The organism is Hydrogenophaga sp. A37 (assembly GCF_002001205.1).
Taxonomy (GTDB): Bacteria; Pseudomonadota; Gammaproteobacteria; order Burkholderiales; family Burkholderiaceae_C; genus Hydrogenophaga.
In genome coordinates this window covers 52,746-76,639 of the sequence record NZ_MUNZ01000117.1, presented here as the reverse complement: position 1 = coordinate 76,639, position 23,894 = coordinate 52,746, and the positions used below count along the sequence as shown (strand labels likewise).

Genomic DNA, 23,894 nt, shown 5'->3' with positions numbered 1-23,894 from the left:
CGCCCGATGAGACCCATCGAAGGAAACCCATGTTCACCGATCTGCACCGGCTGCTCGACGCGCTCTGGAAACGTCCGCCAGCGTTCGCACCCGGCACCTCACCGACCGAGCTGCACCTGGCGCGCAGCGCCCTGCTCCACAGCGTGCACGACTGCAACGGCGCGCCGACCCAACGCCTGCACCGCCGCATCACCCTGGCCCGCACCCACCGGGAACTCTGGGCCTTGCGCGCCGACGCCTACAACCTCATCGCGATGGGCCATTGCCAGTCGATCGCGACCGAGCGCATCCACGGCATGGCCCACCTCTTCGACGGCTGGGTCGAGCCCACCGCAACACAGCCCCGCGCAGCTTTGAGACGCAAGGCGGGTGCGGGGCGATGACCCCGCACCGGGCTCACTTCCAGAGCTCTTTCACGCGCGCATCGCGCCCGCACGACAGGCGGTAGAAGTTGTAGCGCAGCTCGTTTTTCTTGTAATAGTCTTGGTGGTAGGCCTCGGCCAGGTAGAAGACGCTGGCGGGCGCGAGCTCGGTGTGGATGGTCTTGAAGCGGCCGCTCTTCAGCAGCGCGTCCCGGCTGGCCTCGGCCACCTGGCGCTCGGTGGCGTTGCCCCAGTAGATGCCGCTGCGGTACTGCGTGCCGATGTCGCAGAACTGCCGGTCTTTCACGGTCGGGTCGATGTGGCGCCAGAAGTACTCGACCAGTTGCGCGTAACTCACCTTGGCCGGGTCGTAGATCACGCGCACGGCCTCGGTGTGCCCGGTCTGGCCATGGCTCACCTGCTCGTAGGTCGGGTTGGGGGTTTTGCCGGCGGTGTAGCCCGACTCGACCTCCACCACGCCGGGCAGCTTTTCAAAGTCTTTTTCGATGCACCAGAAACAGCCGCCCGCGAACACCGCGGTGGCCGTGGCGGCGTGGCTGAGCGAGGTGGTGGACAGCAGCAGTGCCGCCAAAACCGACAGGATGGGGCGTGTGGGGTTCATGGTGTCTTTCAAGGGAAGTCTCAAGTGCGCAGGGCAGGCAAGGCCTGCTCTTTCGGCACAAAAGCCAGTGCCACACCGTTGTTGCAATAGCGTTTGCCGGTGGGCTTGGGGCCGTCACCGAACACGTGACCCTGGTGCCCGCCGCAGCGCGAGCAGTGGTACTCGGTGCGCGGGTAGAAGGCCTTGTAGTCGGTGGAGGTGCCCAGCGCCCCCGCCAGCGGCTGCCAGAAGCTCGGCCAGCCGGTGCCGCTCTCGTATTTGTGCGCGGCGTCGAACAGCGGCAGCTGGCACGCGGCACACACGAAGGTGCCCGGGCGCTTTTCGCCGTTGAGCGGGCTGCTGCCCGCGCGCTCGGTGCCGTGCTCGAACAGCACCCCGTAGGCGGCCGGCGACACCAGGGCCTTCCACTCCGCCGCGGTCTTGGTCAAGGGAAAGGGCGGTGCGGCCAGCGTGCTCGCGGGCAGTGACAGACCGGCCAGCCAGCCGGTGACATGCTTCAACATGGTGCGTCTTTCCATCATGGTTCCTCGCGAATTCCGGGCCGTATGGTGTGCCGAACGGCGCCGCTCGTCGGCCCAGATGGGTGTGGGTCGTCTGCGAAGACACATCCTTACATCGAACGAAGAACATCTTTCCCCTATGGACATCACCCAACGGGCCCTCGGGTCTGTCCGGTCTCCAACGCCTTGCCAGCTGTCGGCGCGGTTTGCGTTCGGCCATGAAGCTCCTCATAATGCTGCACTGCACCATGACACATTCCACCGCTCCACTGCAACTCGGACTCGAAGACCTCCTTGGGGAGATGGTCCATGCGCGCCGCAACGGCGACATGGGGCGGCTGGCCCTGTTGGCCTACTGCGAAGTGCGGCGCTGGGCGCGCCAGGCGGGAGAAAACGGCCTGGCCGACCGCTCCACCGAACTGATCACCCGCAACCCCCACGCCAGCCGCGACCAGTTCATGGAACAGATCGACGTGCTGATCAACGAGCTCGAAGAGGCCCACACCCGGGTGGTGAGCCAGCAGATGTCGATGTGAGGCTCACAAGGTAGGGAGCAGCGCCTGCCAGACGTTTTCTTGCACAGCCGGCTGGGCCGCGTCCTTCAAATGCACCTGATCCGGGTGGTAGTAGGTGCCGGTGAACGCAATGCCGGCCGTGCCGGAGAAGTAGGTGCTCTGGTTGTTCGCCGCCACCTGCTGGTACATGCCCGTCATGCTCTGCCGGTAGGCCGTGCCCTTGGGGTAGAAGGCAAAGTCCATCACGTACACCCTGCTGCCCGCCGCCTGGCTGATGGTGTGTATCGCGTTGAGACCGACCTGCATGCTGCTGAAGGAGCGGTTTTGCCAGGCGTCGTTGGTGCCCAACGCCACAATCACATGGGTGGGCGCGTGCTGGTTCACCCAGCCCTGGATGCGGCTGGCGCCCTGGTCGGTGCGCATGCCCCCTATGCTGACGTTGACCACGCGGTTGCAGTTGTGCCCCGTGCGGGTCTTGATGACCGAGGCCAGCGTCTGGGTCCAGACTTTGCCCTTGCTGACGAAGCTGTAGGGGTTGCCATTGATGCTGACGCCATAGCCTTGTGACAGCGAGTCACCGACCACCATGACCACGCTGTTGATGTGCGCCGCAGGCGGCTCGGTGGTGGCCGATGCGTCCAGCACGTAATAGGCCGTGCCCTCGTAGCGGTAGGCGCACGCGGTGTCGATGACGGTGTCGCGTTCCTCAAAACTGGCGGTGTAGAAATGGAACCCCCGGTCTGACCGGTAGAAACGGTAGAGAGGCTTGAAGCCGACACCACCGACCGCGCTGGCGTGGTAAGCCACGCCCTCAAACTGGTAGGTCGGCAGGTTGGCCTGGATGTGGGCCTTTTCCGCTTCGCTGATGGTGTAGAGGTGAACGCCGGTGGCCGTGTTGAAAAACCGGTAGACCGGCAGCAGGCCGTCCTGCGCGGTGGTGCTGACCGTGAAGGCCGGTCCCTCGTACTGGAACTGGGGCAGGGTCGCGATGACCGAGTCCCGCTCGGTCTCGGAAACGGTGTAGAAGTGCGCTCCGGTCTGGGCGTTGAAGAACCGGTAGGCCTGCACCTCGCCCACGAAGGCCTTGCGGGTCATCGCGCCAAGCGCCGTCGACTTGCTCTGGCCCGCCAACTGCCGGGCCGCTTCCAGCGCTTGCCGGTTGAGGCGGGCCGCCACCCCCAGCTGGGCCTCTATCTCATCTTGGGCCGTGGGCATCGGCAAGGTCTGCCCCGAGTCGGCATAGTCGGCCCAGGCATCCAGTTCGGTCTTGCCCGACGCGGCGGTGTTGTTCTGGGTGGCGGCGCTCCCGTTCGCTTCCTGGTCCGCGTTTTGGTCAGAAGCGCCCCCACCACAGGCGGCCAGCACGGCCACCAGCAGCACCAGGCTCAGGCGGCTGAACCAGGGGGTTGTTTTGACGTGGGTGGGCGGTGTTCGCATGGCTGACGGGGTGCTGATAGGGGACCCAGGATTATCGCGTCCCTCCACCAACGCTCGACGCCTTCACCACCGCAGCGGCCCTGGGCCTCAACGGAAGGGCTTCCAATCCCGAAAAAACCGGATGCGTTCGGCGTGGTCCGGGTGGCTGGCGATCGAGATCGGCAAGGCATCGCCGCTGTCTTCCGCTGCGTCGCTGTCGGCCTCGGCATGGCCTTGCCGTTCCTCTTTCTGGATGCGTTCGAAAAACACCACCATCTCAGCCGGAGCCATCCCACCGGCATGCAGCATCTCCGCCGCATGGGCATCGGCCTGGCGCTCGGCGTCGCGGCTGTAGGACTGGGTCACCAGGGTGGCCGGCACCGTGGCAAGGAAGGTGCTCGCGTCGCCCAGCACCACGCCGACCAAAGCGCTGACGAGGCTGGAGCGCACCAGCATGTCAAGCCCATGGCGGTGCTGCACGTGCCCGAGTTCGTGCGCCAGCACGCCCACGATGGCGTCGGGCCTGTCTTCCAGCATCTTCACCAGCTCGTCGGTCATGACGATGGCGCCGCCCGGCAGGGCAAAGGCGTTGGCCCCCAGGATCTCGCTCTTGTGGAAGGACAGGTTCCAGGGCGGCGCGTCCCCATCGGGATGGCTGGCCTTCACCACCGCCGCGAAGCGCTGGCGCAGTGCGTCCTGCTGTCTCTGCGGCAGCTCGCTCGGCGTCAGAAAGATCGACTGGAGTTGCGCCATGCTGGCCTCGCCGATGCGCTCCTCCAGCGACGGCGGCACCAGGTGGGCCAGGGTGGTGCTGAGCCAGGGCACGCCCCAGACCCAGGCCGCCGCCAGAAACGCCACCGTGCCGGCCATCGCCACCAGCGTCGCGCGCCAGCTCTGCATCCAGCCCACCACCGCGCCGTCCCGATGCCCCTGGGCCTGCCACCAGGTGTCCCACTCGGCGGCGTCGGCGTGCTGGATCAGGCTGCCGTCGGGCAACTCGGTCTGGCGCTGCCCGTGGGTGCGCCGCTCAGGCCAGCGCACCTGGGCCAGCGGGTAGCGGTGTTCGACCGCGCCATCCTCCGTGCGCAAAAGCAGCTCGCCGCCGTCGATGCGCAGGGTCACGGGCCGCGGCCGAGGGCTGCGACCGTCAAACCACCGGGTGCGGAGGGACGTGGCCGCGCCGTCCATCACAGGCCCATGTCGATGCCGAAGAAGTCGCCCGCCGCGTCGCCGATCACCCCCGCGGGTTGCTGCAGCGAGTCGCTCACCCACTGGTCCACATCGCCCTCCACCTGGACGCTCATGGCTTCGAGGCGGATGCGCGCCGAGCGCACTTTGGCGAAGGGCCAGAACAAGCCGAGCGTGAGGGCGATCAGCAGCCAGTTGACGATGTTCACGCGCATGAGCGGCGCGAGTTTGAGCTGGCTGGTGAAGCGGATACGGGGACTGCGCGTGTTCGCCCAGAGCAGGTTCTGAAACCGCGAGGTCATGTAGGAACCCACGATCAGCGGCCACAGCACATACACCATCACCAGCACCACACCGCCGCCCACGATGAACAGCAACCCGGCACCTTCGCCCAGGTTGCTGAAGTCACCCAGGCTGACCACGCCCAGCGCCAGACAAGCACCAAACAACACGCCCATCAGCGTGCCCAGCCCCATCATCACCAGCAAGGAAACGCCAGTGATCTTGATGGACAGGCCGTAAAAGCGTTTGGCGCCGGCGGTGAAGGTGGTGCGTTCCTGCGCGAAGACGTAACCACCATGCTGGTAGGCCTTGATGCGCGCCCACAACCAGGGCAACAGCACCATGAAGCCCAGGATGACCACCCCCGCGACGATGCCGGCCTGCTGGGCCGCTTCGGCGGACACCGACTCAGCGTCGCTCATGTCGGGCATCAGCAGCGCAAACGCCAGCGCGGGAATGAAGAAGGGCAGCATGGCCAGGTAAGCCGATGTCATGTCGCCCGCGAAGGCCAGCCTCACGCCACGCCAGCTGGTGTTGCGAAGGCGGAACTGCAGCGACGCGCGCCACAGCGCTGGCCACAGCGCCGCAAACACCAGCAGGGCCACCCACGACAAGGTGGGCATGAAGTTGGACACCGCCGAGTAACCCACGCCCAGCACCAGCACCAGCAGATACCCGCGAAACATCTTCCACGGGTCGGCGTGAAAGCCCAGCGGGTCGCCGCCGACCAGCGTGTTGTTCTGGAAATAGGCCATGCGCCTCGCGCGGGCGAACGGCAGGTACAGGGTCAACGTCACCAGGGTGAGCAGGAGGTTGACGATCCAGATGCGGAAGTACTCGCTGCCCGAGCCGGTGAAGCGGATGTCCAGCGTCTTCGGGCCGGGTGGCGCCACCGGTTCCAGCGTCAAGCGCTCGGTTTCTTCGAATTCGTCTGTCGGTTCCATTCCCTGCCCTTTTGTGTACAGATGTAAACCGGAAATGCTAACACCGGTGCCCCGCTCCTCCGGGCATGCATGCCAGCGAAAACCGGCACACTCGCCCCCATGAGCACCGCATCCGCCACCGAACGCCCCAAGTCCGCTTCTCCCACCTCGCTCGGTGGTCTGCGGCCCTTCATGCGGCCCTACCGGCTGCAGATCGGTCTGGCCATCTTGTTCCTGATGCTCGCGGCCATCGCCACCCTGCTGTTTCCCTGGGCGCTGCGCCACCTGATCGATGGCGGCCTGGTGGCACCTGGACGCGGCGATCAGACGATGGCGCTGCGGGGGCATTTCGCACAGCTCTTTGGCGTGGCAGTGCTGCTCGGCATCTCGTCGGCCGTGCGCTTCTATTTCGTGAGCTGGATCGGCGAGCGCGTCACGGCCGACCTGCGCAACGCGGTGTACAGCCACGTGCTGCGCCAGAGCCCGCAGTTCTTCGAGACCACGCAGACCGGCGAGGTGCTCTCGCGCCTGACCACCGACACCACGCTGGTGCAGACCGTCGTCGGCTCGTCACTCTCCATGGGCTTGCGCAACGCGGTGACCGGCATCGGCGCGCTGATCATGCTGGTCTGGACCAACCCCTATGTGATGCTGCAGGTGTCGCTGATCATCGGGCTGGTGGTGCTGCCGAGCATGTGGTTTGGCCGGCGTGTGCGCAAGCTCTCGCGCGCCAGCCAGGACCGCGTGGCCGACTCCAGCGCCATCGCGGCCGAGGTACTGAACGCGATCCCCATCGTGCAGAGCTACACCGCCGAAGACCGCGAGGCGCAGCGTTTTGCCAGCTCGACCGAACAGGCCTTCGGCACCGCCGTGAAACGCAGCCGCGCGCGCGCCGGGCTGGTGGCCTTCATCATCATCAGCACGGCCGCCCTGCTGCTGTGGGGGCTGTACCAGGGCACGCAGGCCGTGATCGCCGGCGAGATCACCGCCGGGCACCTGGGCCAGACCGTGGTCTACATCGTCATCCTGGCCGGCGCGGTGGCCATGCTGGGCGAGGTGTACGGCGACCTGCTGCGCGCGGCGGGCGCGAGCGAGCGGCTGATGGAGCTGCTGAGCCTGGAGTCGCCGGTGCAATCGCCTGCAACGCCGTTGACGGCGGCCACGCCGCAGGGGGGCAGCGCGCTGCGGTTTGAGGACATCACGTTTCACTACCCGTCGCGCCCGGCGCAGGCAGCGCTGGCGGGTTTTTCACTCGACGTGAAGCCCGGCCAGACGGTGGCATTGGTGGGTCCGAGTGGCGCAGGCAAGAGCACGGTATTCGGTCTGCTGCTGCGTTACTACGACCCGGCCTCGGGCGTGATCGCGCTGGACGGTGTGCCGATCCACCAGCTGAATCTGCACGAGCTGCGCTCACGCATCGGCATCGTGCCGCAAGACCCGGTGATCTTCTCCAGCAGCGCGATGGAGAACATCCGCTACGGGAAACCCGGCGCCAGCGACGAAGAGGTGCGCGCCGCAGCCCATGCGGCCTTTGCCGACGAGTTCCTCGCCAAGTTGCCCGAGGGATACCACACCTTCCTCGGGGAGCGCGGCGTGCGCCTCTCGGGCGGTCAGCGCCAGCGCATCGCCATCGCGCGCGCCATGTTGAAGAACCCGCCCCTGCTGTTGCTCGACGAAGCCACCAGCGCGCTCGACGCGCAGAGCGAGCGCATGGTGCAGGCGGCGCTGGAATCGGCCATGAAGGACCGCACCACGCTGGTCATCGCCCACCGCCTGGCCACGGTGCAACAGGCCGACCACATCGTGGTGCTGGACCATGGACGGCTGGTGGAGCAAGGAACCCACGCGCAGCTGGTGGCGCAGGGCGGCGTGTACGCGGGGCTGGCGGCGTTGCAGTTTTCTGTTTAAAGCAACGCTTGTTCAGCGGCGCTTTAAACGTGGTGGCAGGCCACCTGCCGCCCTTCCAGAGGCCGCAGCAGCGGCAACTCGTGCTCACACCGCGCGTCGGCCTTCGGGCAGCGCTTGTGGAAGGCGCAGCCCGCGGGCGGGTTCAGCGGGCTGGGCAGCTCGCCGTGGATCTTGATCTTCTTCTGGCGCTGCGCCGGGTCGATGGACGGCGTGGCCGACAGCAGGGCCAGCGTGTAAGGGTGCAGCGCGTTGGCAAAGATCGTGGCCTTGGGTCCGGCCTCGACCACACGGCCCAGGTACATCACTATCACGTCGTTGGCGATGTGTTCGACCACCGCGAGGTTGTGCGAGACGAACACATAGGCGGTCTGCAACTGCTCCTGCAGGTCCATGAACAGGTTGAGCACCTGGGCCTGGATCGACACGTCGAGCGCCGAGGTGGGCTCGTCGGCCACCAGGATTTTCGGCTGCAGCACCATGGCGCGCGCAATGGCGATGCGCTGGCGCTGGCCGCCGGAAAACATGTGGGCATAGCGGTCGTGGTGCTCGGGGCGCAGACCCACGCGCTTGAGGCTCTCCAGCACCTTGTCCTTGCGTTCGGCGGCGCTCAGCTGCGTGTTGAGCAGCAGGGGCTCGCCGATCTGGTGACCGATTTTCTGGCGCGGGTTGAGCGAGGCGTAGGGGTTCTGGAACACCATCTGAACCTGGCTGCGCAGGCGCTTGTATTGGGCGCGGTCGCCCGGTTGTACCCACTCACCGCCGACCTGCAAGCGGCCACCGGTGGGCGGCTCGATCAGGGTGAGCTGGCGCGCCAGCGTGCTCTTGCCGCAGCCGGACTCGCCCACCACGGCCAGGGTCTGGCCGGCGGTGAGCGTGAACGACACGTCGACCAGGGCCTTGACCGTGACCTTCGGTTTCATGAAGCCCTGCGACACGCCGTAATGGCGCGTCAGCGATTCGGCCTGCATCACAGGGGCCGTGGGCGCGATCATCGGGGTGGCGGTCATAGCGTCTCCTGCGCCGTCATGGGGTAGAAGCAGCGCACCAGACCGTCGCCCTGCGCCAGCAGCTCGGGGCGTTCGATGTGACAACGTTCCTGGGCCTTGGGGCAGCGCGGCGAGAGCAGGCAACCGGCGGGCCGGTCGAACTGGCCGGGCACGATGCCGGGCAGCGTGTGCAGGCGGCGCGCGCCACGGCTGTGCTCGGGCACGCTGCTGAGCAGCGCGTGGGTGTAGGGGTGTGCCGGTGCGGTGAACAGGCGCTCCACGGCGCCTTGCTCCACCTCCTGGCCGGCGTACATGACCGCGACGCGTTGCGCCACCTCGGCCACCACAGCCAGATCGTGCGTGATGAGGATCAGGGCCATGTTGTTCGCCTGCTGCAGCTGCACCAGCAACTCCATGATCTGGGCCTGGATGGTCACGTCCAGCGCGGTGGTGGGCTCGTCGGCGATCAGCAGCTTGGGGTGGCAGGCGATCGCCATCGCGATCATCACGCGTTGCGCCATGCCACCGGAAAACTGGTGCGGGTAGCTCTCCAGCCGGTGGGCGGCCCCGGGGATTTCCACCATCTGCAGCAGCTCGATGGCGCGCGCCCGGGCAGCCGCGCCACGCAGGCCCATGTGTTCGCGCAGCACCTCTTCGATCTGGAAACCCACGGTGAAGCTCGGGTTGAGCGAGGTCATGGGGTCCTGGAAGATCATGGCCATGTCCTTGCCCAGGATCTTGCGGCGCTGACGGTCTGAAATGGTCTGCAGGTCTTTGCCGTCGAACCGCAGGCGATCAGCGCCCACGTGGCCCTGCCCGCTCAGCAGGCCCATGACGGCCATCATCGCGACCGACTTGCCCGAACCCGATTCGCCCACGATGCCCAGCACCTGGCCCTGGTCCAGCTGCAGGTCCAGCCCGTCCACCGCACGAAAGGCACGGCCCTTGGCGCCGAATTCGACGCGCAGGTTGTTGATTTCAAGAAGACTCATGGTGTGTTTTCCCTGGGCTTCAAGATGCTGACTTCAGCTTCGGATCGAGCGCGTCGCGCAGCCCATCACCCACCAGGTTGATTGCGAGCACCGACCACAGAATGGTCAGGCCCGGCAGCGTCACCACCCACCAGGCGCTCTCGATGTAGTCGCGCGCCGAGGCGAGCATGGTGCCCCACTCGGGCAGCGGCGGCTGCACGCCCAGCCCCAGAAAACCCAGCGCCGCGATCTCCAGGATGGCGGCGGAAAAGCTCATGGTGGCGTGCACGATCAGCGGCGCCGTGCAGTTGGGCAGCACGGTCACGAACATGAGCCGCAGCGTGCGCGCGCCCGACAGGCGCGCGGCGGTCACGTAGTCGCGCTGCAGCTCGCCGATGGCCGAGGCACGCACCAGCCGCACATAGGCCGGCAGCGACACCAGTGCGATGGCGATCATGGCGTTGAGCAGACCCGGGCCCAGGATGGCCATGATGGCCACCGCCATCAGCAGCGAGGGCAAGGCCATGACGATGTCCATGGCGCGCATGATCGCGGCGTCCACCCACTTGCCGGCAAACGCGGCCACCAGCCCCAGGATCACGCCAGGAATCATCGCCAACACCACCGACACCAGGCCCACCAGCAAGGACAACCGCGCGCCATGGATCAGGCGCGAGAACAGGTCGCGACCGAGCTCGTCGGTCCCCAGCAGGAACTGGCTGGTGCCACCGGCCCAGACCGGGCCCTGCAGAAAGTGTTCGCGGTATTGTTCGATCGGGTCGTGCGGCGCGACCCAGGGCGCGAAGATCGCCATCAGGCCCACGATGGACATGAACACCAAGCCCGCCACGGCGCCTTTGTTTTGCGAGAAGGCTCGCCAGAATTCAGCAAAGTTCATTCAAAGATCTCCGCGCAGCGGTGGAGTGAGTGACGATCCGGCGCCGGGCCGCCCCAAGCCGGATCAGCCCCCTCGGGGGGCAGCGACCCGCGCAGCGGCGGAGCGTGGGGGCTCATGCTTGCACCCGGATACGGGGATTGGCCACGCCGTAGAGCAGGTCCACAGCGAAGTTGGTGAACACCACGAGGCTGGCCACGAGCAGGATGCCGTTCTGCACCACGGGGTAGTCGCGCCGGCCGATGGCGTCGATCAGCCACTTGCCGATGCCCGGCCAGGAGAAGATGGTTTCGGTGAGCACCGCGCCGCCCATCAGCGTGCCCACCTGCAACCCCACCACGGTGAGCACCGGAATGAGCGCGTTGCGCAGCGTGTGCACGAAGATCACACGCATGGGCGACAGGCCCTTGGCGCGCGCGGTGCGCACGTAGTCTTCGCGCAGCACTTCGAGCATGCTGGACCGCGTCATGCGCGCGATCACCGCCAGCGGAATCGTGCCCAGCACGATGGCCGGCAGGATCAGGTGGCGCACCGCGTCCCACAGCGCGCCGTTGTTGAGCTCGGGGTCGGCGCGCTCGGCCAGCCAGGCATCGATCAGCATGAAACCGGTCTGTGGCTGCACGTCGAACATCAGGTCCAGCCGGCCAGACACCGGCGTCCAGCCCAGCCCCACCGAGAAGATCAGGATCAACAGCAGGCCCCACCAGAAGATGGGCATGGAATAACCGGTGAGCGCGCCCGTCATGACGGTGTGGTCCAGCCAACTGCCCCGTTTGACGGCAGCGAGCACCCCCGCGATCAGGCCCAGCACCAGGGCCAGCAGCAGCGCGCACAGCGCCAACTCCAGCGTGGCCGGAAACAAGGCCTTGAATTCGCTCCACACAGGGGACTGCGTCTTGAGCGATTGCCCCAGGTCACCCTGCGCCAGCTGCCCGAGATAACGACCGTATTGCACGTACAGCGGCTGGTCCAGACCCAGGCGCTTGAGGGCGGCGGCGTGCAGCTCCGGGTTCAGCGTGCGCTCGCCCACCATCACTTCGACCGGGTCGCCGGGGATCAGACGGATCAGCGAAAACGTCAGCAGCGTGACACCCAGGATCGTGGGGATCAGCACCAGCAACTTCTTGAGGAGGTATCTCAGCATGAGGGAGCACCCCTTGTTGTTTTCAACATGCGTAAAAAGAGCAGGCGCCAAAAACTTGACGCCTGCCATCTGTCAAAAGCGACAACAGAACGTGTTATCCAGAAACGGAGCAGGCTACACGCAGTGAGCCTGCGGCGAGCGAAGAAGGCCCAGAACGCGGCGGAACCGGCTCCGCCGGGCCGCTCGCGTTGCCCCCCTGGGGGGTGACGCCGCAGGCGGCGCGGGGGGGATCACTTCACCCCGACGCCTTCGAAGCTGTAGTCGCCAAACGGGCTGATCTTGAAGCCGTAAAGCTCCTTGCGCATGGGTTGGTTCACCGTGGAGTGGGCGATGGTGGACCAGGGCATGTCTTTCTTGAACACTTCCTGTGCCTTCATGTACAGGTCGGTCCGCTCTTTCAGGTTCACACTGTTGCGCGCCTTCAAGGTGTAGCCGTCGAATTCCTTGCTGCAGTAGCGCGCGTAGTTGGAGCCGCCGATGGCTTCGCAGGTGAGCAGCACGCCCAGAAAGTTGTCGGGGCTGGCGTAGTCGCCGGTCCAGCCGATCAGGCCGGTGTCGTGCTCACCTTGCTTCAGGCGCTTGAGGTACTCGCCCCACTCGTACTGCGTGATCTTGGCCTTGATGCCCACCTTGGCCCAGTCAGCCTGGATCATTTCGGCCATCAGCTTGGCGTTGGGGTTGTAGGGGCGCTGCACCGGCATGGCCCACAGCGTGATTTCAGTGCCCTCGGCCACGCCGGCTTTCTTCAGCAGCTCCTTGGCCTTTTCAGGATTGAAGGCCGCGTTCTTCAACTTGGCGTTGTAGGACCACAGCGAGGCGGGAAACGGATTGCTGGCTTCCTGGCCCTGGCCCTGATAGACCGCGTCGATGATGGCCTTGCGGTTGATCGCCATGTCCAGCGCCTGGCGCACCTCCACCTTGTTCAGCGGCGCCTTTTCGGTGTTGTAGCTCAGGTAGCCGATGTTGAAGCCCGGTGCCGTGTCCATCTTCAGCTTCGGGTCGGCCTTCATGGCAGCAATGTCCTGGGGTTTCGGGTAGGACATGATGTGGCACTCACCGGCCTTGAGCTTCTGGAAGCGCACCGAGGCGTCGGTTGTGATGGCGAAGATCAGGTTGTCCACCAGCACGTTCTTGGCGTTCCAGTAGTCCTTGTGCTTGACGTAGCGGATCTGCGCGTCCTTCTCATAGCGGCGCAGCGCGAAGGGGCCGGTACCGATGGGCTGCTGGTTGATCATGCTGGCCTTGCCTTCGGCCACCAGTTTGTCGGCAAATTCCTTGGACAGGATCGAGGCAAACGGCATGGCGATCTTGACCAGCAGATCGGGGTCGGGCTGCTTGAGCTTGATCACCACCGTCAGGTCGTCGGTCTTGGTCACCGATGCGGTGTTGCTCTCCAGGCCCACGTCGGAGGCGTACGGGAACTGGGCGGGATAGGCCTTGTTGAAGGCATGCTCCTTGTTGACCATGCGCTCAAAGGTAAAGATCACATCGTCGGCCGTCATGTCACGGCCCGGCTTGAAGTACTCGGTGGTATGGAACTTGACGCCCTTGCGCAGCTTGAAGGTGTAGATCAGGCCGTCGGCGGAAACGGTCCAGGATTGCGCCAGGCTGGGCTCGACCTCGGTGCCGCCCTTCTTGAACTGGGTCAGGCGGTTGAACATGGCGTGACCGGCGGCATCGAAGGTGTTGCCTCCGGTGTATTGCGCGGTGTCAAAACCCTCAGGGCTGCCCTCGGAACAGAAAATCAGCGTGCCGGCGGCCTGCGAGGCCATCGCCACAGCAGACAGGCCCAGCGCCAGGGTCAGTTTCTTCAGTTCAAACATGATCATCCTTCGTTGTTGCGGGGCCGCGAGATGCCGCCCCTGTTCAGGAAAAATTCATTATCAATACAAAAATCGTCACAGGTCTGTCACCTGCGGTGGAGCCACCCGCTCAACTTGAAGGCTCCACTTGACGCACCTCAGGGCTTGCAAAATCGGTGCCATCACATGCCTCTCACGTTCACCCTAGGAAAATCATGATTCGCTGGGAAGCCCATACCTGCCTGCCCCTGCACCCTGATGCCAGCTTGGCGCCCCTGGAGCGCTACCGCGCCAACGGTGTGCACTACGCCTGCATCAACGTGGGCATGGACATGAACCCGCTCGGTCAGATCCTGCCGGTGATCGCATCCTTTCGTGCGCGGTTGTTGGCCGCGCCTGAGCGCTACGTCATCCCATGCACTGTAGCGGACATCGAACGGGCACGCAACGGGGGAAAACTCGCGGTGGGTTTTGACCTGGAGGGCGCCCTGCCGCTGCTGGAACGGCCCGAAATGGTGGCGCTGTACCGCGACCTGGGCGTGCGGCAGATCCACTTCGCCTACAACCGAAACAACACCGTGGCAGGCGGCTGCCACGACACGCCGCAAGGCCTCACCGCGCTGGGCCGGTGCATGGTGGACGCGGTGAACGACGCCGGCGTGTTGATGGACTGCGCCCACACCGAGCGCCGCACCACGCTGGACATCATGGCCCACTCGCGCCACCCGGTGGTGTTCAGCCACGCCAACCCGCTGGCGCTGGCCGACCACGGCCGCAACATCACCGACGAGCAGATCAAAGCCTGCGCCGCCACGGGCGGCGTGGTGTGCATCTCGGGGGTGTCGAAGTTTCTCGGCAGCGAAGCGCCCACCGCGCAAGACATTGCGCGCCACATGGCCTATGTCGCCGATCTCGTCGGCACACCACACGTGGGGCTGGGGCTGGACATTGGTTTCAGCCAGCCGGAACTGAACGACGACCCGCCCGGCGATTTCGACCCCGGCTTCTGGTGGCCCGCGAGCGCAGGCTATGGCCATGGCATCAGCCAGATGCGCTATGCGCCCGTCGAGACCTGGCAGCAATTGCCAGACGCCTTGCGCGCTGCAGGCATGAGCACACAGGAGGTGGACGGCGCGCTGGGCAACAACATGGCACGCGTGGCACGACAGGTCTGGGGTCCAGCGACAAAATGAGCGGATCGGTGCCGTCCAGTCTGTTATGCATTCGCCGCATAAAGGCATGGCAACACAGCCTTGGACAGTGCGGATGCGGCTCCGTACAGTCGCGCCAGTCGATCCGGTAAGCCGGATGGGCGCAATCCACAAGGAACCTTCCATGTCACAAGCACCGCACCCCGCAGGCGCCGCAGCCAACAGCCCGGCCGCCTTCACCAACGCCCTGCCCTCCTACCTGAACCCGGACAAGATTGGCCCTTGGGGCATCTATCTTCAACAGGTAGACCGGGTCACGCCCTACCTCGGCGATCTGGCGCGCTGGGTGGACACGCTCAAGCGACCCAAGCGCACCCTGATCGTGGACGTGCCGATCCACTTGGACAACGGCACCGTGGCCCACTTCGAGGGCTACCGCGTGCAGCACAACACCAGCCGCGGCCCGGGCAAGGGTGGCGTGCGTTTCCACCAAGACGTGACCCTCTCCGAAGTGATGGCGCTCTCGGCCTGGATGTCGGTCAAGAACGCGGCAGTGAACGTGCCCTACGGCGGTGCAAAAGGCGGCATCCGCGTCGATCCGCGACAGCTCTCCAAGGGTGAGCTGGAGCGCGTGACGCGCCGCTACACCAGCGAGATCGGCATCATCATCGGCCCGACCAAAGACATCCCTGCGCCCGACGTGAACACGAACGAGCAGATCATGGCCTGGATGATGGACACGTACTCCATGAACGAAGGATCCACGGCCACCGGCGTGGTCACCGGCAAGCCAGTGGACCTGGGCGGTTCACTCGGCCGGCGTGAAGCCACGGGACGCGGCGTCTTCACCGTCGGCAGCGAAGCGGCCAAACACATTGGTATGGACATCAGCCAAGCGCGCGTGGCCGTGCAGGGCTTCGGCAACGTCGGCGGCGTGGCGGGCAAGCTGTTCGCCGAAGCCGGTGCCAAGGTGGTGGCAGTGCAGGACCATGGCGGCACCATCTACCGTGAAGCGGGATTGGACGTGCCCTTGCTGCTGGACCATGTGGCCCGCATGGGTACGGTGGCGGGTTTCCCGCAGGCTGAGGTGATTGCCAACGATGCATTCTGGGACGTACCCTGCGACATCCTGATCCCGGCCGCGCTGGAACAGCAGATCACCGAATCCAACGCCGGCCGCATCCAGGCCAAGATGGTGATCGAAGGCGCCAACGGCCCGACCACACCGCAGGCCGACGACATCCTGCACGACCGCGGCATCCTGGTGCTGCCCGACGTGATCGCCAACGCCGGCGGCGTGACAGTGAGCTACTTCGAGTGGGTGCAGGACTTCTCCAGCTTCTTCTGGAGCGAGGACGAGATCAACGAACGCCTGGTGAAGATCATGAAGGGCGCATTCGCTGCCGTCTGGCAAGTGGCACAAGACAACAAGGTGAGCCTGCGCACGGCGACCTTTATCGTGGCCTGCAAGCGCATCTTGCACGCGCGCGATCTGCGCGGTTTGTACCCTTGACCCACCCCCGCGCCGCCTGCGGCGTCACCCCCTCAAAGGGGGCGATGCGAGTGGCCTGGCCGAGCCAGTCCACCGCATCCTTGGCGAAGGCACGCACGCCGGAGGCGCATAAGAACAGACGAGGGGGGAGTTGATCCAGGGCACCGCGGAACCGGCTTTGCCGGGCCGCCAGTGCCGCCCCTTGGGGGGTGACGCCGCACGCGGCGCGGGGGGTCAACTACTGCAGCGTTTCCTTGAGCGCAGGCAGCGAGGGCAACGGCATCACGTCGATGCCCTCTTCGATCAGCTCCATCGCCACCTCAGGGCTGGTGCGGCCGCGGATGTTGCGCTGATCGATTTCGCCGTGGTGCATGGCGCGGGCCTGGTCGGCAAACCGCTCACCCACGTCTTCGGTGTGCGCCAGCACCTGCCGCATGGCCTTGAGCAGTTGGGCCTGCAGTTGTGATCCGGCGGCAGGAAGGCCGAGTTCCACACTGCTGTCCCCTTCAACGGGCACGGCGGCCGCCTTGTCCTCCCGGCCGGCGCGCAGGTTCAGGCGCGGCGCCGACAGCATCTTCTGAATCTGCGCATCGCCACACAGCGGGCAGCTCACCAAGCCACGAGCGAGCTGGTTCGCGAATTCGTCTTCAGAGCCAAACCAGCCTTCGAATCCGTGTTGCTGCGCGCATTGCAGGTTGAGAACCTTCATGCAAGAATTATCGGGCAACGGAAGGTGGCATGGCACCCGACCAGTCGAGCGTCCAGGCCCCGGACATCACGTTCTGCAGCCACAAGGCCCCCACCAGGGTTTTGCAGTCGATGATGGCGCCACTTTGACACCCGGCTCGCACCTCGTCCGGTGTCGCAATGAACACATCGAGAAACTCGCCTTCATCGAGGCGACGTTCACCGAGGGTGAGTCCGCGGGCGAACCAGATATCGATGATCTCGTCGGAGTACGCGATGGTGGGTGCCAGGCGGCCGGCAAACGCCCACTCCTGGGCGCTGTAACCCGTCTCTTCAAGGAGTTCGCGCTTCGCACAACTCAGGCTGCCTTCACCCGCATCAAGCTTGCCAGCGGGAAACTCTACGATCACGTCACGCATCGGGTGGCGGTATTGCCGCTCCATGACCACACAGCCATCGTCCAACTGGGCAATCACCATCACCGCGCCCGGGTGCAACACATATTCCCGGGTGGCCTCTCGCCCTGTGGGCAGGCGCACGGTGTCGCGCACCACATGAAGAAAGCGGCCTTTGAGCAGTTCTGTGCGCGCAACAGGCACCTCGCGCAGATGAGCGTCTTTCTCCATCACGGGTATCAGCCTCGGCGCTTGTACAAGTAGCGGTACACAAACCCAGGGAAAGCCAAGGTCAAGAACAAGGCCGCCGTGGTGGCGTAAAACTCCCAGCCTTGGGGAGCAATCTGGCCCGCTGAACGCTCCAGGCTCAAACCCAAAGCGCCCACCAGCAGGTAGCACAACACCAGCTCCGTCAGATGGATGCCCAGCGTCTTGGGCGCGCTTCGGGGGATCACACCCAGCCAGCGCTGGTTGACGAAAGGAAGGTTGGCACCGACAACCGCAGCCAACAGCACCAGCGAGATCGAAAAACTGTGGTTCATATGGTCAGAGAGGACCCCGACCACAGCGCCCAAGGCCGGCGCTGCGAGTCAGAACCATTCAAAGGATCTCAGGCCAGCAAGGCGGTGATCGCTTGCGCGCAAATGGCCATCAGCCCGCCGGGAACGATGCCAAGAATGAGCACCAGTGCACCGTTGAGCGACAGCACCGAGCGCGCGTCAAGCCCCGCGGCGATGTCTGCGGTTTGCGTGGGCTTATCGAAGTACATCACCTTGACCAGACGAAGGTAATAAAAAGCACCGATCAGGGACATGAGCACGGCAAACACGGCCAGGCCGATGTACATCGGCTGCGACGAGGCCAGCAGCGCCTGCAGCACCGACAGCTTGGCGTAGAAACCCACGAGTGGTGGAACGCCGGCCAAAGAGAACATGCAGACCGCCATGACCGCCGCGTACAGCGGGCTGCGCTGATTCAAGCCCGCGAGGTCGCTGACGTTGTCGGACTCAAAACCGCTGCGCGACAGCAACAGAATCACGCCGAACGTGCCCAGTGTGGTCAACACATAGGTGACCACATAAAACATGGACGAACCATAGGCGTTGGCCATGTTGCTGGTGTCCAGCCCCTGGCCACCGGCCACGACGCCGGCCAGCAGACCCAGCAGCATGAAACCCATCTGGGCGATGGTAGAGAAGGCCAGCATGCGTTTCAGATTGGTCTGTGCAATCGCCGCGAGGTTGCCGATCAGCAATGAGGCCACCGACAACACGGCCAGCATCTGCTGCCAGTCAACGGCCAACGGTGCCAGGCCCTCAACAAGCAGACGGATCACGATGGCGAACGCGGCCAGCTTGGGCGCGCCACCGATCATCAGCGTGACGGCCGTGGGTGCGCCGTGGTACACGTCAGGCACCCACATGTGAAAGGGCACCACGCCCAGCTTGAACGCGAGACCGGCCACCACGAACACCAGGCCCAGCGTGAGCACCTGCGGAGAACCCTTGAGCGTGGCTTCACCACCGGCAATGGCTTTCATCACCTCGCCCACATCCAGGGAAGCCGTGGCACCGTACACCAGCGACAGGCCGTAGAGAAGGAAGCCGCTGGCGAGGGCACCCAGCACGAAATACTTCATCGCAGCCTCGATGGCCTGCTCGTTGTCGCGGCGCAGGGCCACCAACGCATAGCTCGACAAGGTGAGCAACTCAAGCCCCAGGTAGATGACCAGGAAATTGTGGCCCGAGATCATGACGAACATGCCGAGCAGGGCGTACAGCGCCAGGGAGAACATCTCTCCCCCACGGGCCAGCATGTCGCGGTCACCCGCGTAGCGACGGCCGTAGACCAGGGTGGCCATCATGGCCAGTGCCGCAAAACACTTGAGCCATTGCCCCATGGGGTCACTCACCACCATGCCACCGAAACCGCTGAAAGCCTCGCCAGTGGCGGCACTGGCGCCTTGCAGATAAGCCACGACGCCGAGCGTCAGCAGTGTGAGCACATAGGTGGAGCTGCGCAGCCGCGACTTGGCGCTCACATCGACCAGCGAGATCACGCAGGTCATGATCAGCAGAAGGATTTCCGGGTAGGCCACCACCCAGCTGATTTGCTCATTCATGAGAGGACTCGCATTTGATTTTTGTCGGCACGTTTCAATTCAGCTTGGAGATGGCCACGTGGCGCAGCAGCTCGGCAACCGAAGCATCCATGACGTCGGTGAAGGGTTTGGGGTTCACGCCCATGTACAGCACGGCAATGGCCAGAATCGCCATCACCAGAAACTCACGCCGACCGATGTCGGTCAGCGCCTTGACGTGGTCATTGGCCACGGCGCCCAGGTACACGCGCTTGAACATCCACAGGGAGTAGGCAGCGCCAAAAATCAGCGCCGACGCGGCGGCAGCACCGATCCAGAAATTGGCCTTGACCGCCGCCAGGATCACCATCCACTCACCCACGAAACCGGCGGTACCGGGCAAGCCGCAGTTGGCCATGGTGAACAAAAGGGCAAATGCCGCGAAGTTGGGCATGGTGTTGACCACGCCGCCGTAGCTGGCGATTTCACGCGAATGCACGCGGTCGTACAACACACCGATGGACAGGAACATGGCGGCCGACACGAAGCCGTGGGCGATCATCTGCACGATGCCTCCAGACACGCCCAGGTCACTAAAGACGAAGAAGCCCAGCGTGACGAAGCCCATGTGTGCCACCGACGAGTAGGCCACCAGCTTCTTCATGTCCTTCTGGACCATGGCCACCAGGCCCACATACACCACGGCAATCAGCGACAGCGTGATGATGAGCCAGGCCCACTCGTGCGATGCGTCGGGCAGGATGGGCAAGGAGAAGCGCAGGAAACCGTAGGCACCCAGCTTCAACATGATGGCGGCCAGCACGGCAGAGCCACCGGTGGGTGCTTCCACGTGCACGTCAGGCAACCAGGTGTGCACGGGCCACATCGGCACCTTGACCGCGAAGGCAGCGAAAAACGCGAAAAACAGCAGCGTCTGCGCCGTGCTGCCAATGGGTAGTTTGTACCAGGTGGCCAGATCAAAGCTGCCACCCGACTGGGTGTACAGATAGATCAGGGCCACCAGCATGAGCAGCGAGCCCATGAGGGTGTAGAGGAAGAACTTGAAAGCCGCGTAGATCTTGTTCGGCCCGCCCCAGATGCCGATGATCAGGTACATCGGAATCAGTGTGGCTTCGAAGAACACGTAGAACAGCATACCGTCTTGGGCGGCGAAGACACCGATCATCAGGCCCGACAGAATCAGGAACGCGCCCATGTACTGGTTCACGCGCTCGGTGATGGACTCCCAACTCGCGATCACCACCACCACCGTGATGAAGGCGGTCAACAACACCATCCAGAGAGAGATGCCATCCACGCCCAAGTGGTAATTGATGTGGAATCGATCAATCCAGGTGGACTTTTCCACAAACTGCATCGTGGCCGTGCCCAGCTTGAAACCGGTGTACAGCGGCACCGTCACGGCCAGCGAGAGCAACGCCCCCACCAGCGCCAGCCAGCGCACGACATGCGCCTGATCATCCCGGCCCAAGGCCAACAGCACGACGCCGACAACAATTGGCATCCAGATCGCGAGGCTCAGCAAACCCATCTTGTTCTTCTCCTTATTTGGCCAGCCACACGAAATACGTCATGAACAGGAACACACCCACGATCATCAGCAGCGCGTAGTGGTAGAGGTAACCGCTCTGAGCGCCGCGCACGAAGGACGAGAAGGCGCCGACCAACCTCCAGCTGGCGTTCACCACACCGGTTTCGATCACGCCCTGGTCGCCCCCCTTCCACAGGCCGGTACCCAATGCCCGTGCACCACGGGCCAAAACGTTTTCGTTGAACCAGTCCATGTAGTACTTGTTGTCAAGCACGGTGATGAGGGGTTTGAGCGCGCGTCCGATGGCGGCGGGAACGGCCGGGTTGATCAGGTACATGTACCAAGCGATGACCGCGCCCGACAGCGCCAGGTAGAACGGTGCGGTGGACAGCGCGTGCAAGGCCATGGCCAACGGGCCGTGGAACTCTTCCGCGAACTTCGCCACCGCCGGATGTGCGGCCGAGTTGATGGTGATGGCATCTTTCAGGAAGTCACCGAACAACATGGGCTGGATGGTCATGAAACCAATCACCACCGAAGGGATCGCCAGCAACAACAAGGGCACGGTCACGACCCAGGGGGTTTCGTGCGGCTTGTGATCGCCGTGCCCGTGCCCATGGTGGTCATCGTGACCATGGTGCGCGTCCGGGTTCTGGTCAAAGCGCTCTTTGCCGTGGAACACCAGGAAGTACAGACGGAACGAATAGAACGAGGTCACGAAGACACCGGCCAGCACCGCGAAGTGAGCAAAGCCCGACGCCGGCAGGTTGCTGAAATGCACGGCCTCAATGATCGAGTCCTTGGAATAGAACCCTGAAAACAGCGGCGTTCCGATCAGAGCCAGCGTGCCCAGCAGCGAGGTGATCCAGGTGATGGGCATGTACTTGCGCACGCCACCCATCCAGCGAATGTCCTGGTTGTGGTGCAGGCCCATGATGACCGAGCCAGCCGCAAGAAACAGCAAGGCTTTGAAGAAGGCGTGGGTCATCAGGTGGAACACCGCCACCGAGTAGGCCGAAGCGCCCAGCGCCACCGTCATGTAGCCGAGCTGGGACAGCGTGGAATAGGCAACCACCCGCTTGATGTCGTTCTGGATGATGCCCAGGAAGCCCATGAACAGGGCCGTGATGGCACCGATCACCATGATGAAGTTGAGTGCGGTGTCCGACAGCTCGAACAGCGGCGACATGCGCGCGACCATGAAGATGCCGGCCGTCACCATGGTGGCGGCGTGGATCAGCGCCGAAATGGGCGTGGGGCCTTCCATCGAATCGGGCAGCCAGACGTGCAGCGGGAACTGGGCCGACTTGCCCATGGCACCGATGAACAGGCAGATGCAGATGACGGTGATCAGCAGCCAGTCGGTGCCGGGGAAGCCCAGCTTGCCCAGCTCGGGCGCCTTGGCAAACACCTCGGTGTAATTCAGCGTGCCCGCATAGGCCACGATCAGGCCGATGCCGAGGATGAAACCGAAGTCACCGACGCGGTTGACCAGGAAGGCCTTCATGTTGGCAAAGATGGCCGTGGGCTTGTTGAACCAGAACCCGATCAGCAGGTAGGACACCAGGCCCACCGCTTCCCAGCCAAAGAACAGCTGCAGCAGGTTGTTGCTCATCACGAGCATCAACATGGAGAAGGTGAACAGCGAGATGTAGGCGAAGAAGCGGTTGTAGCCGGCATCCTCTTCCATGTAGCCGATGGTGTAGAGGTGCACCATCAACGAGACAAAGGTGACCACGACCATCATCATGGCGGTCAGGCCATCGACCATGAAGCCGATTTCCATCTTCAGGCCACCCACCACCATCCACTCGTAGATGGTCTGGTTGAAGCGCGCGCCATCGGATGCGACGCTCTTGAGCGTCATGGCCGAAATGATGAAGGCGATCAACACACCCAGGATGGTGAGCGTGTGGGAGGCGCGACGGCCGATGACGTTGCCGCCAAAGGTGGTGCCCAGGATGCCGGCCAGCAACGCGCCCGCCAGGGGAGCCAGCGGAACAGCCAGCAGGGTGCTTGCAGAGAGAGTGGTGCTCATGGTGTTCTTGCCTCTTCGGGATGGGCTTCAACCCTTGAGGGTGTTGAGTTCTTCGGCGCTGATCGACGACTTGGCACGGAACAGCAGCACCAGAATGGCGAGGCCAATGGCCGACTCGGCCGCTGCCACGGTGAGGATGAAAAACACAAAGATCTGGCCGTGCATGTCGCCCAGGAAATGGGAGAAGGCCACGAAGTTCATGTTCACCGCCAGCAGCATCAGCTCGATCGCCATCAGCAGCACGATGATGTTCTTGCGGTTCAGGAAAATGCCGATGACGGACAGGGCGAACAAGATCGCACCCACGGACAGAAAGTGACTCAGTGTGAGGCTCATGCCTTGCCCTCCTCGGCTGCGGCTGTCTGGACAGGCATGGTTTTTTGGGTCGCGGCCATGGGCAACACCACCAGCCGGTCGCTGGCACGCACGTGCACCTGTTGACCGGGGTCGATGGCCTTGCTGTCCTTGCGCTGACGCAGGGTCAGCGCAATCGCCGTCACCATGGCCACCAACAGAATCACGGCAGCCACCTCCACCGGGTAGAGGTATTCACTGAACAACAGGCGGCCAAGGGCCTTGGTGTTTGAGACCTCCGCACCTTGACCCACCATGGCAGCAGGTGTGGTCACGTTCGGGAAGCCGATCCACAAGACCGCGATCAACTCGGCCGCGATCAGCGCACCAATGGTGGCGGCCAAGGGAAAGTTCTGCCAGAAGCCCCAGCGATCATCGTCAATCTTGATGTCCAACATCATCACGACGAAAAGGAACAGCACCATCACGGCGCCCAGGTACACGAGCACCAGCGTCAGGCCCAGGAACTCGGCCTTGAGGATCAACCAGAGTGCGGCAGCCTGGGAGAAGGCGAGCATCAGGTACAGCACCGCGTGCACGGGATTGCGCGAGGTGATGACGCGGTATGCCGCGAACAGCATCACCGTCGAAAACAGGTAAAAAAAGCCGGTCTGGTAATCCATGGTTCTTG

General features: G+C 64.2%; 22 protein-coding genes and 1 pseudogene. 5 read left to right on the top strand and 18 right to left on the bottom strand.

The genetic code is table 11. From position 1 onward, the window contains the following. Window positions 1-383, top strand: a pseudogene (locus B0E41_RS15205) (hypothetical protein); the annotation flags it as partial. 13 nt (window positions 384-396) lie between these two features. Here the strand turns inward: B0E41_RS15205 and msrA are convergent. Together msrA and msrB are read right to left on the bottom strand one after the other, a co-directional pair. Then, window positions 397-984, bottom strand: coding sequence for a peptide-methionine (S)-S-oxide reductase MsrA (gene msrA / locus B0E41_RS15200; RefSeq protein ID WP_077332007.1), 588 nt, complete (start codon window positions 982-984; stop codon window positions 397-399). A 20-nt stretch (window positions 985-1,004) separates the two neighbouring features. After that, window positions 1,005-1,487 (bottom strand): peptide-methionine (R)-S-oxide reductase MsrB, encoded by a 483-nt coding sequence (gene msrB, locus B0E41_RS15195; RefSeq protein ID WP_253194892.1) that lies wholly within the window; start codon window positions 1,485-1,487, stop codon window positions 1,005-1,007. Window positions 1,488-1,732: 245 nt separating this feature from the next. Here msrB and B0E41_RS15190 point away from each other — a divergent pair, with 245 nt between their 5' ends. Further along, the gene (locus tag B0E41_RS15190; RefSeq protein ID WP_143433851.1) at window positions 1,733-2,020 is read left to right on the top strand and encodes a hypothetical protein; all 288 of its coding nucleotides are present in this window, start codon (window positions 1,733-1,735) and stop codon (window positions 2,018-2,020) included. A gap of 3 nt (window positions 2,021-2,023) precedes the next feature. Here the strand turns inward: B0E41_RS15190 and B0E41_RS15185 are convergent, their stop codons facing one another. The 3 genes from B0E41_RS15185 to B0E41_RS15175 form a co-directional block, all read right to left on the bottom strand. Next, entirely contained in the window at window positions 2,024-3,436 is a 1,413-nt protein-coding gene (locus tag B0E41_RS15185) for a GDSL-type esterase/lipase family protein (RefSeq protein ID WP_077331990.1), read from the bottom strand. Window positions 3,437-3,523: 87 nt separating this feature from the next. Next, window positions 3,524-4,537 (bottom strand): M48 family metallopeptidase, encoded by a 1,014-nt coding sequence (locus B0E41_RS15180; RefSeq protein WP_077331989.1) that lies wholly within the window; start codon window positions 4,535-4,537, stop codon window positions 3,524-3,526. A gap of 65 nt (window positions 4,538-4,602) precedes the next feature. Beyond that, window positions 4,603-5,829 (bottom strand): YjgN family protein, encoded by a 1,227-nt coding sequence (locus tag B0E41_RS15175; protein ID WP_077331988.1) that lies wholly within the window; start codon window positions 5,827-5,829, stop codon window positions 4,603-4,605. A 99-nt stretch (window positions 5,830-5,928) separates the two neighbouring features. On the opposite strand from B0E41_RS15175, the gene B0E41_RS15170 reads away from it, so the two are divergent. Further along, window positions 5,929-7,716 carry an ABC transporter transmembrane domain-containing protein gene (locus B0E41_RS15170; RefSeq protein WP_077332006.1) on the top strand — a complete coding sequence of 596 codons (1,788 nt, stop codon included), beginning with the start codon at window positions 5,929-5,931 and terminating at the stop codon, window positions 7,714-7,716. Between the two features lie 23 nt (window positions 7,717-7,739). On the opposite strand, the gene B0E41_RS15165 is transcribed toward B0E41_RS15170, so the two are convergent. The 5 genes from B0E41_RS15165 to B0E41_RS15145 form a co-directional block, all read right to left on the bottom strand. Beyond that, window positions 7,740-8,723: a dipeptide ABC transporter ATP-binding protein gene (locus B0E41_RS15165; RefSeq protein WP_253194890.1), complete on the bottom strand. Its 984-nt coding sequence runs from the start codon at window positions 8,721-8,723 to the stop codon at window positions 7,740-7,742. Next, entirely contained in the window at window positions 8,720-9,694 is a 975-nt protein-coding gene (locus B0E41_RS15160) for an oligopeptide/dipeptide ABC transporter ATP-binding protein (protein WP_077331987.1), read from the bottom strand. The genes B0E41_RS15165 and B0E41_RS15160 overlap by 4 nt, the downstream gene beginning before the upstream one ends. A 19-nt stretch (window positions 9,695-9,713) precedes the next feature. Next, window positions 9,714-10,571 carry an ABC transporter permease subunit gene (locus B0E41_RS15155; RefSeq protein ID WP_077331986.1) on the bottom strand — a complete coding sequence of 286 codons (858 nt, stop codon included), beginning with the start codon at window positions 10,569-10,571 and terminating at the stop codon, window positions 9,714-9,716. Window positions 10,572-10,683: 112 nt separating this feature from the next. Then, entirely contained in the window at window positions 10,684-11,712 is a 1,029-nt protein-coding gene (locus B0E41_RS15150; protein ID WP_077331985.1) for an ABC transporter permease subunit, read from the bottom strand. Between the two features lie 230 nt (window positions 11,713-11,942). Further along, on the bottom strand, window positions 11,943-13,535 hold the full coding sequence (locus B0E41_RS15145; protein ID WP_077332004.1) for an ABC transporter substrate-binding protein: 1,593 nt from the start codon (window positions 13,533-13,535) through the stop codon (window positions 11,943-11,945). Window positions 13,536-13,729: 194 nt separating this feature from the next. Between B0E41_RS15145 and B0E41_RS15140 the strand changes: the two genes are divergently transcribed. Beyond that, on the top strand, window positions 13,730-14,707 hold the full coding sequence (locus tag B0E41_RS15140; protein ID WP_077331984.1) for a membrane dipeptidase: 978 nt from the start codon (window positions 13,730-13,732) through the stop codon (window positions 14,705-14,707). 142 nt (window positions 14,708-14,849) lie between these two features. Further along, window positions 14,850-16,178, top strand: a complete 1,329-nt coding sequence (locus B0E41_RS15135; RefSeq protein ID WP_077331983.1) for a Glu/Leu/Phe/Val dehydrogenase — start codon at window positions 14,850-14,852, stop codon at window positions 16,176-16,178. Window positions 16,179-16,395: 217 nt separating this feature from the next. On the opposite strand, the gene B0E41_RS15130 is transcribed toward B0E41_RS15135, so the two are convergent. From B0E41_RS15130 to B0E41_RS15095, 8 genes are all read right to left on the bottom strand, one after another. Further along, the gene (locus B0E41_RS15130) at window positions 16,396-16,866 is read right to left on the bottom strand and encodes a DUF1178 family protein (RefSeq protein WP_077331982.1); all 471 of its coding nucleotides are present in this window, start codon (window positions 16,864-16,866) and stop codon (window positions 16,396-16,398) included. A gap of 7 nt (window positions 16,867-16,873) precedes the next feature. Then, window positions 16,874-17,470, bottom strand: coding sequence for an NUDIX hydrolase (locus B0E41_RS15125; protein ID WP_077331981.1), 597 nt, complete (start codon window positions 17,468-17,470; stop codon window positions 16,874-16,876). 8 nt (window positions 17,471-17,478) lie between these two features. After that, complete coding sequence (locus tag B0E41_RS15120; protein ID WP_077331980.1) at window positions 17,479-17,781, bottom strand: DUF2818 family protein; 303 nt, start codon at window positions 17,779-17,781, stop codon at window positions 17,479-17,481. Window positions 17,782-17,849: 68 nt separating this feature from the next. Further along, window positions 17,850-19,361, bottom strand: coding sequence for an NADH-quinone oxidoreductase subunit NuoN (gene nuoN, locus B0E41_RS15115; RefSeq protein ID WP_077331979.1), 1,512 nt, complete (start codon window positions 19,359-19,361; stop codon window positions 17,850-17,852). Window positions 19,362-19,395: 34 nt separating this feature from the next. Continuing rightward, window positions 19,396-20,871, bottom strand: coding sequence for an NADH-quinone oxidoreductase subunit M (locus B0E41_RS15110; RefSeq protein WP_077331978.1), 1,476 nt, complete (start codon window positions 20,869-20,871; stop codon window positions 19,396-19,398). 13 nt (window positions 20,872-20,884) lie between these two features. Next, window positions 20,885-22,909 (bottom strand): NADH-quinone oxidoreductase subunit L, encoded by a 2,025-nt coding sequence (gene nuoL, locus B0E41_RS15105; RefSeq protein WP_077331977.1) that lies wholly within the window; start codon window positions 22,907-22,909, stop codon window positions 20,885-20,887. A gap of 27 nt (window positions 22,910-22,936) precedes the next feature. After that, complete coding sequence (gene nuoK, locus B0E41_RS15100; protein ID WP_077331976.1) at window positions 22,937-23,245, bottom strand: NADH-quinone oxidoreductase subunit NuoK; 309 nt, start codon at window positions 23,243-23,245, stop codon at window positions 22,937-22,939. Then, window positions 23,242-23,886, bottom strand: coding sequence for an NADH-quinone oxidoreductase subunit J (locus B0E41_RS15095; protein WP_077331975.1), 645 nt, complete (start codon window positions 23,884-23,886; stop codon window positions 23,242-23,244). Before B0E41_RS15095 ends, nuoK begins: the two co-directional genes overlap by 4 nt. Between the last annotated feature and the right edge of the window lie 8 nt (window positions 23,887-23,894).

What these genes read in the sequence shown, in the direction of transcription:
- B0E41_RS15125 (WP_077331981.1), bottom strand. Translation starts at nt 17,470, where the DNA reads ATGGAGAAAGACGCTCATCTGCGCGAGGTGCCTGTTGCGCGCACAGAA.
- nuoK (WP_077331976.1), bottom strand. Translation starts at nt 23,245, where the DNA reads ATGAGCCTCACACTGAGTCACTTTCTGTCCGTGGGTGCGATCTTGTTC.
- B0E41_RS15185 (WP_077331990.1), bottom strand. Translation starts at nt 3,436, where the DNA reads ATGCGAACACCGCCCACCCACGTCAAAACAACCCCCTGGTTCAGCCGC.
- msrB (WP_253194892.1), bottom strand. Translation starts at nt 1,487, where the DNA reads ATGTTGAAGCATGTCACCGGCTGGCTGGCCGGTCTGTCACTGCCCGCG.
- B0E41_RS15135 (WP_077331983.1), top strand. Translation starts at nt 14,850, where the DNA reads ATGTCACAAGCACCGCACCCCGCAGGCGCCGCAGCCAACAGCCCGGCC.
- B0E41_RS15095 (WP_077331975.1), bottom strand. Translation starts at nt 23,886, where the DNA reads ATGGATTACCAGACCGGCTTTTTTTACCTGTTTTCGACGGTGATGCTG.
- nuoN (WP_077331979.1), bottom strand. Translation starts at nt 19,361, where the DNA reads ATGAATGAGCAAATCAGCTGGGTGGTGGCCTACCCGGAAATCCTTCTG.
- nuoL (WP_077331977.1), bottom strand. Translation starts at nt 22,909, where the DNA reads ATGAGCACCACTCTCTCTGCAAGCACCCTGCTGGCTGTTCCGCTGGCT.
- B0E41_RS15145 (WP_077332004.1), bottom strand. Translation starts at nt 13,535, where the DNA reads ATGTTTGAACTGAAGAAACTGACCCTGGCGCTGGGCCTGTCTGCTGTG.
- B0E41_RS15110 (WP_077331978.1), bottom strand. Translation starts at nt 20,871, where the DNA reads ATGGGTTTGCTGAGCCTCGCGATCTGGATGCCAATTGTTGTCGGCGTC.
- B0E41_RS15150 (WP_077331985.1), bottom strand. Translation starts at nt 11,712, where the DNA reads ATGCTGAGATACCTCCTCAAGAAGTTGCTGGTGCTGATCCCCACGATC.
- B0E41_RS15175 (WP_077331988.1), bottom strand. Translation starts at nt 5,829, where the DNA reads ATGGAACCGACAGACGAATTCGAAGAAACCGAGCGCTTGACGCTGGAA.
- B0E41_RS15165 (WP_253194890.1), bottom strand. Translation starts at nt 8,723, where the DNA reads ATGACCGCCACCCCGATGATCGCGCCCACGGCCCCTGTGATGCAGGCC.
- B0E41_RS15120 (WP_077331980.1), bottom strand. Translation starts at nt 17,781, where the DNA reads ATGAACCACAGTTTTTCGATCTCGCTGGTGCTGTTGGCTGCGGTTGTC.
- msrA (WP_077332007.1), bottom strand. Translation starts at nt 984, where the DNA reads ATGAACCCCACACGCCCCATCCTGTCGGTTTTGGCGGCACTGCTGCTG.
- B0E41_RS15190 (WP_143433851.1), top strand. Translation starts at nt 1,733, where the DNA reads ATGACACATTCCACCGCTCCACTGCAACTCGGACTCGAAGACCTCCTT.
- B0E41_RS15170 (WP_077332006.1), top strand. Translation starts at nt 5,929, where the DNA reads ATGAGCACCGCATCCGCCACCGAACGCCCCAAGTCCGCTTCTCCCACC.
- B0E41_RS15160 (WP_077331987.1), bottom strand. Translation starts at nt 9,694, where the DNA reads ATGAGTCTTCTTGAAATCAACAACCTGCGCGTCGAATTCGGCGCCAAG.
- B0E41_RS15130 (WP_077331982.1), bottom strand. Translation starts at nt 16,866, where the DNA reads ATGAAGGTTCTCAACCTGCAATGCGCGCAGCAACACGGATTCGAAGGC.
- B0E41_RS15155 (WP_077331986.1), bottom strand. Translation starts at nt 10,571, where the DNA reads ATGAACTTTGCTGAATTCTGGCGAGCCTTCTCGCAAAACAAAGGCGCC.
- B0E41_RS15140 (WP_077331984.1), top strand. Translation starts at nt 13,730, where the DNA reads ATGATTCGCTGGGAAGCCCATACCTGCCTGCCCCTGCACCCTGATGCC.